The sequence below is a fragment of the Pseudomonas sp. A2 genome (assembly GCF_023100865.1).
Taxonomy (GTDB): Bacteria; Pseudomonadota; Gammaproteobacteria; order Pseudomonadales; family Pseudomonadaceae; genus Aquipseudomonas; species Aquipseudomonas asiatica.
In genome coordinates this window covers 5,663,984-5,677,300 of sequence record NZ_CP039127.1, presented here as the reverse complement: position 1 = coordinate 5,677,300, position 13,317 = coordinate 5,663,984, and the positions used below count along the sequence as shown (strand labels likewise).

The 13,317-nt window shown below is 58.9% G+C and carries 11 protein-coding genes; 8 read left to right on the top strand and 3 right to left on the bottom strand.

Annotated features, from left to right (window positions below; translation table 11 throughout):
* Nucleotides 1-146: 146 nt before the first annotated feature.
* Complete coding sequence (locus E5221_RS26215) at nt 147-590, bottom strand: cupin domain-containing protein (RefSeq protein WP_052261023.1); 444 nt, start codon at nt 588-590, stop codon at nt 147-149.
* A 173-nt stretch (nt 591-763) separates the two neighbouring features.
* Complete coding sequence (gene glnA, locus E5221_RS26210) at nt 764-2,170, bottom strand: type I glutamate--ammonia ligase (protein WP_013974575.1); 1,407 nt, start codon at nt 2,168-2,170, stop codon at nt 764-766.
* Between the two features lie 470 nt (nt 2,171-2,640).
* On the opposite strand from glnA, the gene thiI reads away from it, so the two are divergent.
* The 7 genes from thiI (at nt 2,641) to E5221_RS28860 (ending at nt 10,022) form a co-directional block, all read left to right on the top strand.
* Complete coding sequence (gene thiI, locus E5221_RS26205) at nt 2,641-4,095, top strand: tRNA uracil 4-sulfurtransferase ThiI (RefSeq protein ID WP_013974574.1); 1,455 nt, start codon at nt 2,641-2,643, stop codon at nt 4,093-4,095.
* Nucleotides 4,096-4,222: 127 nt separating this feature from the next.
* Complete coding sequence (typA, locus tag E5221_RS26200; RefSeq protein ID WP_003259874.1) at nt 4,223-6,043, top strand: translational GTPase TypA; 1,821 nt, start codon at nt 4,223-4,225, stop codon at nt 6,041-6,043.
* Nucleotides 6,044-6,394: 351 nt separating this feature from the next.
* Nucleotides 6,395-6,979 (top strand): 2OG-Fe(II) oxygenase, encoded by a 585-nt coding sequence (locus E5221_RS26195; RefSeq protein WP_080604908.1) that lies wholly within the window; start codon nt 6,395-6,397, stop codon nt 6,977-6,979.
* 6 nt (nt 6,980-6,985) lie between these two features.
* A complete protein-coding gene (locus E5221_RS26190) occupies nt 6,986-7,795 on the top strand; it encodes a hypothetical protein (protein WP_247846669.1) in 810 nt (269 codons plus the stop codon).
* A gap of 107 nt (nt 7,796-7,902) precedes the next feature.
* Complete coding sequence (locus tag E5221_RS26185; RefSeq protein ID WP_247846668.1) at nt 7,903-8,388, top strand: hypothetical protein; 486 nt, start codon at nt 7,903-7,905, stop codon at nt 8,386-8,388.
* 209 nt (nt 8,389-8,597) lie between these two features.
* Nucleotides 8,598-9,818 (top strand): PhoPQ-activated pathogenicity-related family protein, encoded by a 1,221-nt coding sequence (locus E5221_RS26180; protein WP_282189721.1) that lies wholly within the window; start codon nt 8,598-8,600, stop codon nt 9,816-9,818.
* Nucleotides 9,819-9,836: 18 nt separating this feature from the next.
* A complete protein-coding gene (locus E5221_RS28860; protein ID WP_282189720.1) occupies nt 9,837-10,022 on the top strand; it encodes a hypothetical protein in 186 nt (61 codons plus the stop codon).
* Between the two features lie 158 nt (nt 10,023-10,180).
* On the opposite strand, the gene E5221_RS26175 is transcribed toward E5221_RS28860, so the two are convergent.
* The gene (locus E5221_RS26175) at nt 10,181-10,585 is read right to left on the bottom strand and encodes a YkgJ family cysteine cluster protein (protein WP_003259873.1); all 405 of its coding nucleotides are present in this window, start codon (nt 10,583-10,585) and stop codon (nt 10,181-10,183) included.
* 184 nt (nt 10,586-10,769) lie between these two features.
* Between E5221_RS26175 and E5221_RS26170 the strand changes: the two genes are divergently transcribed.
* The gene (locus tag E5221_RS26170; protein ID WP_247846667.1) at nt 10,770-13,220 is read left to right on the top strand and encodes a glycogen/starch/alpha-glucan phosphorylase; all 2,451 of its coding nucleotides are present in this window, start codon (nt 10,770-10,772) and stop codon (nt 13,218-13,220) included.
* The last annotated feature ends 97 nt before the right edge of the window (nt 13,221-13,317 follow it).

Below are 13,317 nucleotides of genomic sequence, written 5' to 3'. Positions count from 1 at the left end.
AGCGGAATTTGCCGATAAAGCCCTGGAAACGGGAAAATTCGCACCAGAATGAACTGATTAAACGGTTCATGTGATCGCTTTTGGGATGCATTCGGGGGCGTTAGACCACAGCATGCACCAATATGGAGCATAGGTGGTTTCAGGGTTTATCGCACAGTTGGCGGGCATTCGGCTTCTGGCGTTGAAAACCCCAGGTCTTCATTGCTTGCGTGGAACACCATGACAGTGGCGGGTTGCGCAGTGGTGTGCCCGCGGTGCACTTCCCCTTGAAGTTCGGCCAGCGTCTGGCCTGCAACCAGGCTTGTGCGCTTGCCGTCACGGGTTTCCACCTCGAGTCGCCCCTCGGTCAGATAGCCTAGATTGAGTGCCTGGTGACAGTGCCAGCCAAGGGTGGTGTGGGCAGGAATGCTGACTTTCACAAGCGACAGCACTGGTCGTCCTTCGGGGTAATCGAGATAGGGAGTACCGTCCCAACTGCCGGTGGCGCGGTGAAGCACCTGTGAAGTTGCCTGGCCTGGCGCGGTGCCATTGCTGGCGCAGCCGGTGAGGAGGGCGGATACGGTAATCATTGCAGGTAGAAGTTTGCGCATGGCGTGATGTCCTTTGACTGAAGGGACGCCTACCCTGCGTGCTGAGGGGGCGGCGAAATGTCAGCGGCATCTGCCGGTTCTGTATGAAATCGATGAGGCAGCCACGGAAACGAAAACGGCCTCCCGAAGGAGGCCGTTCGTGATCATGTCATCGGCGTGAGGCGCCGATCAGATCAGCAGCTGTAGTACAGCTCGTATTCCAGCGGGTGAACGAAGGTGCGGACCTTGATTTCTTCTTCGCTCTTCAGCTCGATGAAGGCATCGATGAAGTCGTCGGAGAACACGCCGCCCTTGGTCAGGAACGCACGGCCCTTGTCCAGCTCTTCCAGAGCTTCCTTCAGGCTGCCGCAAACCTGCGGGATGTCCTTGGCCTCTTCAGGCGGCAGGTCGTACAGGTTCTTGTCGGCAGCATCGCCTGGGTGGATCTTGTTCTGGATACCGTCCAGGCCGGCCATCAGCAGGGCCGCGAAGGCCAGGTATGGGTTGGCCGATGGGTCCGGGAAGCGAGCTTCGATACGGCGGGCTTTCGGGCTGCCGACGTAAGGAATACGGATCGAGGCGGAACGGTTGCGAGCCGAGTAGGCCAGCATTACCGGGGCTTCGAAGCCTGGGACCAGACGCTTGTAGGAGTTGGTCGACGGGTTGGTGAAGCCGTTCAGGGCCTTACCGTGCTTGATGATACCGCCGATGAAGTACAGGGCGGTGTCGGACAGGCCGGCATAGCCTTCACCCGAGAAGGTGTTCTTGCCGTCTTTCCAGATCGACATGTGCACGTGCATGCCCGAGCCGTTGTCGCCGTACAGTGGCTTCGGCATGAAGGTGGCGGTGCGGCCGTAGGCGTCGGCAACGTTGTGCACGACGTACTTCAGCGCCTGTACTTCGTCAGCCTTCTTCACCAGGGTGTTGAACTTGACGCCGATTTCGTTCTGGCCGGCAGTCGCCACTTCGTGGTGGTGAACTTCGACGGTCTGGCCCATTTCTTCCAGTGCGTTGCACATGGCAGTACGGATTTCGTGGTCGTGGTCGAACGGCGGAACCGGGAAGTAGCCGCCCTTCACGCCTGGACGGTGGCCTTTGTTGCCGCCTTCCACGTCAGCGCCGGTCATCCACGAGCCTTGCTCGGAGAAGATCTTGAACATCGAGCCGGAGATGTCCGACTGGAACTTCACTTCGTCGAAGATGAAGAACTCTGGCTCCGGGCCTGCGAATACGGTGTCACCGATGCCGGTGCTCTTCAGGTACTCTTCGGCGCGCTTGGCAATGGCGCGAGGGTCACGATCGTAGCCCTGCATGCTCGACGGGTCGACGATGTCGCAGGTGAGGATCAGGGTCGGCTCTTCGGTGAACGGGTCCAGTACGGCAGTTTCGTCGACCGGCATCAGGATCATGTCGGAGGCTTCGATGCCTTTCCAGCCAGCGATGGAGGAACCGTCGAACATCTTGCCGACTTCGAAGAAGTCGTCTTCCAGTGCATCACGCGCCGGCATGGTCACGTGGTGCTGAGTGCCTTTGGTGTCCGTGAAACGCAGATCAATCCACTTGACGTCATGATCTTTGATGAGTTGAACCGACTTCGACATGTTGTCCTCCGGATGGTCTAGAGCGCGGTGGGCCGCTGCCCTGGAAAAAGGGTGTTGCCGGGCGCGGATAGTCGGCCAAGCTTACCTGCCTCACAAGGGAGCAAATTGCATGCCAGTGCCCGAAAATGGCGAGGGCGGGATAAAAGGGGGCGTTTGCGGGCATCTGGGAGTGGGGTGCTGGGGAAAAGTGCACTTTTAAGATGCGAATTTTGGTAGCAGTGCACCAATAGTGTGCATTGCTTGAGTTGTGTGCTTTCTTTGGGGGCCTCATCGCCGGCAAGCCAGCTCCCACAGGTAGGGCGCAGGTCTTGAGGACTGTGGATAGCCTGTGGGAGCTGGCTTGCCGGCGATGAGGCCGGTGCAGGCAATATAAATCCGACCTTCTGTACAAAAGTTGGTCAAATCCTGAGCAATTTCCGCTATAATTCGCGCCCCTCATTTTCGGCAGGCCCTGCGCGCGCTGTTAACCAATGAAACTTATCGTCAAAGTCTTCCCAGAAATCACCATCAAGAGCCGGCCGGTGCGCAAGCGCTTCATCCGCCAGCTCGGCAAGAACATCCGCAACGTGCTCAAGGACCTCGATCCTGAGCTCGTGGTCGATGGTGTCTGGGACAATCTCGAAGTGGTCACCCGCGTCGAAGACGAAAAGGTCCAGCGCGAGATGATCGAGCGCCTCACCTGCACCCCGGGTATCACCCACTTCCTGCAGGTAGAGGAATACCCGCTCGGCGACTTCGATGACATCGTCGCCAAGTGCAAGCAGCACTTCGGCCACCTGCTGGCCGGCAAGCACTTCGCCGTGCGCTGCAAGCGCGGTGGTCACCACGACTTCACCTCGATGGACGTCGACCGTTACGTCGGCAGCCAGCTGCGCCAGCAGTGCGGCGCCGCCGGCATCGAGCTGAAAAACCCGGAAGTCCTGGTGCGCATCGAAATCCGTGACCAGCGCCTGTACGTGATCCATAACCAGCACCAGGGCATCGGCGGCTACCCGCTGGGCGCCCTGGAGCAGACACTGGTACTGATGTCCGGTGGCTTCGACTCCACCGTGGCGGCTTATCAGATGATGCGCCGCGGCCTGATGACCCACTTCTGCTTCTTCAACCTCGGTGGCCGTGCCCACGAGCTGGGCGTGATGGAAGTGGCTCACTACCTGTGGAAGAAGTTCGGCAGCAGCCAGCGCGTGCTGTTCATCAGCGTGCCGTTCGAGGAAGTGGTCGGCGAGATTCTGAACAAGGTCGACAACAGCTACATGGGCGTGACCCTCAAACGCATGATGCTGCGTGGTGCCGCGCACATGGCCGACCGCCTGGAGATCGATGCCCTGGTCACCGGCGAAGCGATTTCCCAGGTGTCCAGCCAGACCTTGCCGAACCTGTCGATCATCGACTCGGCCACCGACAAGCTGGTGCTGCGCCCCCTGCTGGCCAGCCACAAGCAGGACATCATCGACCAGGCCTACGCGATCGGCACTGCCGACTTCGCCAAGCACATGCCAGAATACTGCGGCGTGATCTCGGTAAACCCGACCACCCACGCCAAGCGCCACCGCATGGAGCATGAAGAGAAGCAGTTCGACATGGCCGTGCTGGAGCGCGCCCTGGAACGCGCCCGGTTGATCTCCATCGACCATGTGATCGACGAACTGGGCAAGGACATCGAAATCGAGGAAGTGACCGAGGCGCTGCCCGGCCAGATCGTCATCGACATTCGTCACCCCGATGCCCAGGAAGACGAACCTCTGGTGCTGGACGGTATCGAAGTCCAGGCCATGCCGTTCTATGCCATCAACAGCAAGTTCAAGCAGCTGGATGCCAACCGCCAGTACTTGCTGTATTGCGACAAAGGTGTGATGAGCCGTCTGCACGCACACCACCTGCTCAGTGAGGGACATGCCAATGTGCGTGTTTATCGTCCGGCATAAGACGCCAGGGCTGTATGGCGGCAGCATCCGCCATCGCCCTCCCGACCACCGGGCCCGCTGAGCCTCAAACCGTACATATTCGCCGCCTACACTGGCGGCAACCGAATCCTCTGATCGAGATACAGTTGTGATCGAAAATCTGCGTAACATCGCCATCATCGCCCACGTTGACCATGGTAAAACCACCCTGGTCGACAAACTCCTGCGCCAGTCCGGCACCCTGGAGCGTAACGAGCTCAACGACGAGCGCGTGATGGACTCCAACGACCAGGAAAAAGAGCGCGGCATTACCATCCTGGCGAAAAACACCGCCATCAACTGGAACGGCTACCACATCAACATCGTCGACACCCCCGGCCACGCCGACTTCGGTGGCGAGGTTGAGCGTGTAATGTCGATGGTCGACTCCGTGCTGCTGCTGGTCGATGCCCAGGACGGCCCGATGCCGCAAACCCGCTTCGTGACCAAGAAGGCTTTCGAAGCTGGCCTGAAGCCGATCGTCGTGATCAACAAGGTTGACCGTCCGGGCGCGCGTCCTGACTGGGTTCTGGACCAGATCTTCGACCTGTTCGACAACCTCGGTGCCACCGATGATCAGCTGGACTTCCAGGTTGTCTACGCCTCGGCCCTGAACGGCATCGCCGGTCTGGACCACACCGACATGGCCGAAGACATGACCCCGCTGTACCAGTCGATCGTCGACAACGTACCGGCGCCGAACGTTGACGTCGATGGCCCGTTCCAGATGCAGATCTCCGCTCTGGACTACAACAGCTTCCTCGGTGTTATCGGCGTTGGCCGTATCGCCCGTGGTCGTATCAAGCCGAACACCCCGGTTGTTGCCATCGACACCGAAGGCAAGAAGCGTAACGGCCGTATCCTCAAGCTGATGGGCCACCACGGCCTGCACCGCGTCGACGTTGAAGAAGCCCAGGCTGGCGACATCGTCTGCATCAGCGGTTTCGACGAGCTGTTCATCTCCGACACTCTGTGCGACATGAACAACGTCGAGGCGATGAAGCCACTGACCGTTGACGAGCCGACCGTTTCGATGACCTTCCAGGTCAACGACTCGCCGTTCTGCGGCAAGGAAGGCAAGTTCGTCACCAGCCGTAACATCAAGGAACGTCTGGACAAAGAGCTGCTGTACAACGTTGCACTGCGCGTTGAAGAAGGCGACTCGGCTGACAAGTTCAAGGTTTCCGGCCGTGGTGAGCTGCACCTGTCGGTTCTGATCGAAACCATGCGTCGTGAAGGCTTCGAGATGGCTGTGGGCCGCCCTGAAGTGATCATCCGCGAAGTCAACGGCGTGAAGCAGGAGCCGTTCGAGAACGTCACCATCGATATCCCTGAAGAATCCCAGGGCAAGGTCATGGAAGAAATGGGCCTGCGTAAGGGCGACCTGACCAACATGGCGCCGGATGGCAAAGGCCGTGTACGTCTGGAGTACAACGTACCTGCTCGTGGTCTGATCGGTTTCCGTAACCAGTTCCTGACCCTGACCAACGGTGCCGGCATCCTGACCTCGATCTTCGATCGCTACGACACCATGAAAGCCGGCCAGATGTCCGGTCGCCTGAACGGTGTACTGGTTTCGATCGAGACCGGCAAGGCGCTGACCTACTCGCTGGAAACCCTGCAGGCTCGCGGCAAGCTGTTCATCGAGCACGGCCAGGACATCTACAACGGTCAGATCATCGGCCTGAACAGCCGTGACAACGACCTGGGCGTGAACCCGACCAAAGGCAAGAAGCTCGACAACATGCGTGCTTCGGGCAAAGACGAAGTCATCGCCCTGGTACCGCCGGTTCGCCACACCCTGGAACAGGCCCTGGAATTCATCCAGGACGACGAGCTGTGCGAAGTGACTCCGAAGTCGATCCGCCTGCGCAAGAAGATCCTGGACGAAGGCGAGCGTACCCGCGCTGCCAAGAAAGCCAAAGCTTGATCGTCTAGCTTGAGCTGAAACGAAAACGCCCCCGGTCGAAAGGCCGGGGGCGTTTTTTTATGCCAATTCTGAGTGAAGCCAAGGGCAGTGGCTGCCTGCGGTCTCTCACGCACACGTGCCTTTATCAATGGTAAATGCTTGGGGCAGACAGGACTTCAGGTTGGTGTCAGTCTGAAAAAAGTTTGTTTGAGGTAAAGAAAATGGGAGCTCGTTATGGCGACTAAATCTTTTATCACATCAAGGCTATGGTAAAGGTCACCGGCTGAGCGGCTGTTTCCCTGTGTGAGAATATCTAAAGGTGTTTTAACTTTCAGTCTCCAATCGCTATGTTGAGATCAGGAGATTGAAGTAATGGTAGGTTTGACTGCTTGTAAAAATATCTGTGTGATTGATGATGGAATAACGGACGAAGAGCACACGAAAATATTGAGGCTCCTAACTGGCTCGCTCTGGCGTTATGGCTGGCCCTATCCTTATGCCCCCCTTGATCGTCCATGTTGGCACAGTTTTATCGCCGGCACTCGCAGAAATGAATTGGAAGACTGTGAACAAGAACTGCGAGAACGACCGGACTGGGCTTTTCTGGCGAATATCTGGGCACGTATCAAGGCTGCGCATATGCCTTCGGCGACCCTGTTAGGGGTATACGCCAATGGTCAAACAAGCAGCCAGGATGGTCCTATTCATCGTGACAATACAGCCGAGGCTCCAGGGAAAACTGTAATGCTGTTTTGCAGCGAGTACTGGGCTACCTGCTGGGGTGGTGAACTTGTATTCTACGATGCTGACAAAGAAAGTATTGTGCTGTCGGTACAGCCTAAGCCGAGGCGGGTTGTAATCTTCAATGGGGAAGTGCCGCATGGTGCTCGGGCGCCTGGTGTGAGTTGTAATCGGCTGCGTATGAGCATCGCCTTCAAGACATTGATCAGGGAGTAGCGAAAGATGATCAAAACACTTGAGATTATCTTGGGCTACGTTGAAAAACCGGTAGCGGCGGGTGCGGCAGCTACTTCCCTGACGGATCAGTACAATAGCGACAAGTCAGGGTTCGTTCTAGTGAATCAGAGTGCCCAAACCGGAGCTGCAGTCGCCGGGATCACGTCAATAGTAAAGCTGACTGCGGGTTTTACACCCTTCCTCAATATCAAGGTGAATACGCTTGCTGCGACTACAGTATTTCTAAAAATTACTGCTCAGTACAAGACCGACCAGAAATTTGAAAAAGGTGACGTCCTGAGCCTGGTTGGAAATGTTGCGGGGATTGTCGGCAGTATAAGCTTGCTTGCTGGGGCTGGCACTCCCGCAGTTATTTTCACTGCTGTGGGCGTTGGGGCTAATGCCTTGGGGATACTCAATTCCGATGCGGCATCAAATTTGTATCATTCTTTTATCGCACCTGTAGTGCAAAAACATTTCGTTGCAAATACAAATGCCACCTACCCTGATTACTGGGTAGCGCCGGACTTGGCCCTTGCATCGCTCGCCCAAATCAGCGCAATCTATGCGGGCCGAGTTGCGGTAACCCAGTGGAACCCGGATACACAAGGCGTGGTGCTTGGAAGCGACCTTTCTCACCTGTACGGAATATCTGGCGGCGGCGACGGCGGCGGGGGTGGCTATATTGAGCCGGACTTCGGTGGCGGGCCTATGGTATTCCCATTGCCGGAACTCCCCAGGTGGAATATTGATATAGGTCCTATAGAGATCATCCCGCCTGGAGGGGGCGTAGGTGGAGTTGATAGGTATCATTAAAGATTTTTAGGTGATTTTCCTATTTAAAATAGCAGGAGGGGCGTGTGCAGTCATTTTCTGGATTCATCAGTTTGCTCAGAGTGTCCCCTCCTTTAAGGCGAGCTCAATTGCTTGCGATTGTCGTGATTACGATGCTTGCAGGTGTTGCGCTTTATTTCAGTCAGCTGGAAGTATATAAGGCCCCTGATTTGTCTAGGCTACTAGTTATCGAGGGGCGAGTATCCGGTTATCCAGACGTTTGGGAGCATAACCGTTCGCTAGTACATTTTGGCGTAGCATATAAGCTTGATGGAAAGCGGGAGGGTAAACGTGTTTATACTTACCGGAAGTTGTATGAGGTATCGGGGCTTCGTATCAATACGAAGGTTGTTCTTACAGTGGAACGTGGGGATGATGGTAGCACCGTGCGTGAACTCGCCACGTTGGACGGGCAAATACTCTATGACGATCGTCTCAATCAACAGGTCGTGGTTTGGAACAATGAATCGATAATGTCCACGGTCGTGTTGGGTACCTTGGCATCAATAGTGACCGCCATAGCCGCGATCGTTATGGTTGTACTTCATCTGCGCGACCTTGCTCGGCAGGGTTGATATAGAAATAGAGCTATTCCCATTTTGCTCGTTCGAGTCAAAAACGCCCTCGCACGCATCGCCGGGGGCGTTTTTGTTTGTCTGACGCAGGTTTTTGTAGGTGATATCTCAAGCTGATGTAGGTGGCATCTTTCACGGCCTTTTGCGACTTGTGCGCGCTTGTTGTGATGCATAGCGTGAAGTGCTTTCTCGAAGCAGGAAGCATGCACATGAATTACCGTTTAGCGCTGGCCATCCCCTGCCTGATGGCTGGCTTGCAGGCTTGCACCCTGCAGGATTGTGCCAGCCTGCGTCCGCAGGATGTTGTCCAGTGCCATATTGGCAAGGTGCGTCAGGCACCCTTGGAAGCCGTATTGCTCGAGCAAGCCTCCGAGCCTGGGTATGCGTTCCGTCGCTTGCAGATGGTTTCGCAGGTTTGGGAGCCAGCGCCGGTGGTTGAGCCGCGCCGCTGGGAGCATGATGTCGAGCTGCATATCCCGCACAATGCCGTGCCCGGCAAAGCCTTGCTGGTGGTGAACAACGGTGTACGGTTCGGACCGGCGCAAACCCCGGACTATACCCGCGAGGCATTGCGCGAGGTCGCCCTCAAGGCGCGGATGGCCGTGGTCATGATCAGCGATGTGCCCAATCAGTATGTGACCTTCAACGATAACGAGAAGCCCTTGCGCGAGGATGACGCCGTGGCCCATACCTGGGCTCATGCGCTTCGCGGCGCCGCGCCGGAATTGCCACTGCACGTGCCGATGGCCGCGGCGGCAAGCCGGGCGATGGATCTGGCCGAGCAAGAGCTGGCAGGGCAAGGGCTCACTGTGGACCGCTTCATTATCACGGGCGCCTCCAAGCGCGGCTGGAGCGCATGGCTCACGGCATTGGCCGATGAGCGGGTGATGGCCATCGTGCCCAGTGTGATCGACGTCGCGGATACTTCGGACATGCTGGCCGGATTGCGCAAGCGTTATGGTGGTCACTGGCCCTTGGCGCTGGGTTCCTACCAGCAGGCTGGTGTCCTGCAGCAGCTGGGTACCCCGGCATTCGAGCGGCTGATGGCGATGATGGACCCGATGCAGTACCTGAACGAGAAAAGGCAGCGTCTGGCCATTCCCAAGTACCTGGTGTCCGCCAGTGGTGACGATTTCTTCGCCCCTGACCCGGTCACCGATTATCAGCAGCGCCTGCCGGGCCAGACCAGCCTCAGGGTATTGCCGAACTCTGACCATGGCGGGGTGCGTCAAGCGGTAGTCAGTACCTTGGTACCTGCGGTGTCGCGCCTGCGCGATGGCACACCTTTGCCAAGCGTGCAGGTGTCGGCCAGCGGGCATGCCGGGCAGATGAGCGTCGACTTCTCTGAGCCGCCAGTGGCGGTGAAGGTGTGGACGGCGAGCAACAGCCAGGACCGCGACTTCCGTTTTGCCTGCGGGGTGCGCTACTAATCCGAGACGCTCGCTCCCATGCAGAACTTCACCCTGCAGCGCACGCCGCCGGCGGTGGGATGGCAGGCGCAGTTCGTCGAAGCGAAGTTTGCTGATGGCTTTATCGCTACCAGCCCGGTCAGCGTGCTGCCGCAGACCTATCCCGAACATCCACCGGCGGAGCAGGGTGGTGCGTGCAGGAGCTTTCCCTCTGGCGGAAAGTAGAAATCTGGCTTGGCACATAATTGGCCAGCAGTGGCCGCTTTGCGGCCCTTCGCGGGCTTGCCCGCTCCCACAGGTGTGTCGCTGAACCCATGATTTGCGCGCCCCTTGTGGGAGCGGGCAAGCCCGCGAAGAGGCCCTTGGCCCTTGAAGGCTAGCGATCAGCGCCCGACCACCTTGGGCTTGTACGCACAATAACCTGGCCGCGGCCCGACCTTGGGGTGGTTGCGGCAGGTATCCGGCCGCTTGTCATAAATGGTGCACAGCCGGCTTTTACGATCCAGATACAGGCAGTCATCATTGCTCATCCGGGTCAGGGTGAAGATCCCCGACTTCTGGTTGAAGCGTTCGATGATGCCGTCCTTCTGCAGGCGCTTGGCGATGTTCTTCGGCGGTTCGTCTTTCTCGAACTCGTCGACCACACCGATACGGATCAGATCCTTGATCTTCACCTCCACCGGCAGGGTGCAGCAGGTCGAATGGCAGCCATGGCACATGTTGCTGGTGTAGCGCTGCCAGGTCTCCAGGCGGTCGACTTCGGCTGCGGCGATCAGGGTCGTTTTCATCTGTATGGGGTGTATCACGGTCTTGGGGCGCGCGATGATACCGGAATTGTTCAATTTATGAACAACCTTTTGCCGGAATCGCAGAGTGGGCATGAAAACTGCGAACGCTAACTGTCACTCCCTGTCGAAGGGTCTAGGCTCAACAGTCTCCCTCCGCTTTCGTCAACTTGCCCGAGGATGCCGCATGTCCCAGGAACCCAAAGCTCGTGACGCCGAGGTGGCCGAATTTCGCGCCGCTGTACTGGACAAGCTGACCTACGCGGTCGGCAAGGACCCGGAGCACGCTTTCGACCACGACTGGTTCGAAGCCATCGCACTGGCCGCGCGCGATCACATGGTCGATCACTGGATGGACCACACCCGCCAGGCTTATCGCCGCAGCCAGAAGCGGGTCTATTACCTTTCCCTCGAATTCCTCATCGGCCGCTTGCTGTACGACAGCCTGAGCAACCTGGGCCTGCTCGACATTGCCCGCGACGCACTGGAAGGGCTGGACGTGGACCTGGAGCGCATCCGCCTGCTCGAGCCCGATGCCGCGCTGGGCAACGGTGGCCTGGGCCGCCTGGCGGCGTGCTTCATGGAGAGCATGTCGACCCTGGGCATCGCTGCTCACGGTTATGGCATCCGCTACGAGCACGGGCTGTTTCGCCAGGCCATGGTCGATGGCTGGCAGCAGGAGCAGACCGAGAACTGGCTGGACTTCGGCAACCCCTGGGAGTTCGAGCGCGCCGAGGTGATCTACCCGATCAGCTTTGGCGGCAGCGTCGAAACGGTGCACGACACCCACGGCCAGCAGCGCCAGGTGTGGTGGCCGGGCGAGACCGTGCGAGCGGTGGCTTATGACACCCCGGTTGTCGGTTGGCGCGGGGCCAGCGTGAATACCCTGCGCCTCTGGCGTGCACGGGCGCTGGAAGAGCTGCACCTGGAGCGCTTCAATGCCGGTGACCACCTGGGTGCGGTAGCCGAGGTGGCGCGGGCCGAAAGCATTTCGCGGGTGCTGTATCCGGCCGATAGCACCGAGGCGGGTCAGGAGCTGCGCCTGCGCCAGGAGTACTTCTTTGTTTCGGCTTCGTTGCAGGACCTGCTGCGCCGCCACCTGAACATGCACGACAACCTGCTCAACCTGCCGGATGCGGCGGCCATCCAGCTCAACGACACCCACCCGTCGATCGCCGTGGCCGAGCTGATGCGCCTGCTGGTCGACCAGCATGAAATCCCCTGGGATACCGCCTGGGAGCTGACCGTCGGCACCCTGGCCTACACCAACCACACCTTGCTGCCCGAAGCCCTGGAAACCTGGCCGGTGGCGCTGATGGAACGCATGCTGCCGCGGCACATGCAGATCATCTACCTGATCAACGCCTACCACATCGACGCGCTGCGGGCGAAAGGCCTGCACGACTTCGACGTGCTGCGGGCCGTGTCGCTGATCGAAGAAGACAACGGCCGCCGAGTGCGCATGGGCAACCTGGCGTTCCTCGGTTCGCACAGCGTCAACGGTGTGTCGGCGCTGCACAGCAAGCTGATGAAAAGCACGGTGTTTGCCGAGCTGCACAAGCTCTACCCGCAACGGATCAACAACAAGACCAATGGCATTACCTTCCGCCGCTGGCTGTACCAGTCCAACCCGCAACTGACCGACATGCTGGTCGAGGCGCTGGGCCCCGAGTTGCTGGACGATCCGGAAGGGCGCCTGGTCAATCTGGTGCCGTTCGCCGACAAGAGCGGTTTCCGCAAGCAGTTCGCCGCGCAGCGCCTGCACAGCAAGCGGGCCCTGGCCAGCATCATCCAGGACCGCCTGGGCGTTACGGTGAACCCCGAAGCGCTGTTCGATGTGCAGGTCAAGCGCATCCACGAATACAAGCGCCAGTTGCTCAACCTGCTGCACACCGTGGCGCTGTACCAGGCCATGCGCAACGACCCCGGTACCGACTGGGTGCCGCGGGTGAAGATTTTCGCCGGCAAGGCCGCGGCCAGCTATCACCAGGCCAAGCTGATCATCAAGCTGGCCAACGACATCGCCCGGGTGGTGAACAACGACCCCACCGTGCGCGGCCTGCTGAAGGTGGTATTCCTGCCCAACTACAACGTCAGCCTGGCCGAAAGCATCATCCCGGCGGCGGACCTTTCCGAGCAGATTTCCACCGCCGGTTACGAAGCCTCCGGCACCAGCAACATGAAGTTCGGCCTGAACGGCGCGCTGACCATCGGCACCCTGGATGGTGCCAACGTCGAGATGAGCGAGCAGGTGGGTACCGAAAACATGTTCATCTTCGGCCTTACCGCGCAGCAGGTGGAGGCCAGACGGCGCGACGGGGACTTTGGTGCCAGTGCGGCGATTGCCGCCTCCAGCCGCCTGAACGACGTGTTGCAGGCTGTTCGCAGCGGGGTGTTCTCACCGGACGACCCGTCGCGCTATAGCGCGCTGATCGACGGGCTGGTGGCTCATGACCGCTTCCTGGTGTGTGCCGATTTCGATGCCTACTGGGATGCCCAGCGACGGGTCGAGGAGCTGTGGCACACGCCGCAGGAATGGTGGCGCATGGCGGTGCTGAATACCGCGCGGATGGGCTGGTTCTCCTCGGACCGGACCATTCGGGAATATGCCAGTGAGATCTGGAAGGCGCTGGATTGAGGTAGGCCTGTGCCGGCCTCTTCGCGGGCACGCCCGCTCCCACATGGACTGCACAAGGTTTCCAAGGTTGTGCAACTCCTGTGCGAGCGGGCGTGCC

What these genes read in the sequence shown, in the direction of transcription:
- E5221_RS26215 (WP_052261023.1), bottom strand. Translation starts at nt 590, where the DNA reads ATGCGCAAACTTCTACCTGCAATGATTACCGTATCCGCCCTCCTCACC.
- glnA (WP_013974575.1), bottom strand. Translation starts at nt 2,170, where the DNA reads ATGTCGAAGTCGGTTCAACTCATCAAAGATCATGACGTCAAGTGGATT.
- thiI (WP_013974574.1), top strand. Translation starts at nt 2,641, where the DNA reads ATGAAACTTATCGTCAAAGTCTTCCCAGAAATCACCATCAAGAGCCGG.
- E5221_RS26195 (WP_080604908.1), top strand. Translation starts at nt 6,395, where the DNA reads ATGGTAGGTTTGACTGCTTGTAAAAATATCTGTGTGATTGATGATGGA.
- E5221_RS26190 (WP_247846669.1), top strand. Translation starts at nt 6,986, where the DNA reads ATGATCAAAACACTTGAGATTATCTTGGGCTACGTTGAAAAACCGGTA.
- E5221_RS26180 (WP_282189721.1), top strand. Translation starts at nt 8,598, where the DNA reads ATGAATTACCGTTTAGCGCTGGCCATCCCCTGCCTGATGGCTGGCTTG.
- E5221_RS28860 (WP_282189720.1), top strand. Translation starts at nt 9,837, where the DNA reads ATGCAGAACTTCACCCTGCAGCGCACGCCGCCGGCGGTGGGATGGCAG.
- E5221_RS26175 (WP_003259873.1), bottom strand. Translation starts at nt 10,585, where the DNA reads ATGAAAACGACCCTGATCGCCGCAGCCGAAGTCGACCGCCTGGAGACC.
- E5221_RS26170 (WP_247846667.1), top strand. Translation starts at nt 10,770, where the DNA reads ATGTCCCAGGAACCCAAAGCTCGTGACGCCGAGGTGGCCGAATTTCGC.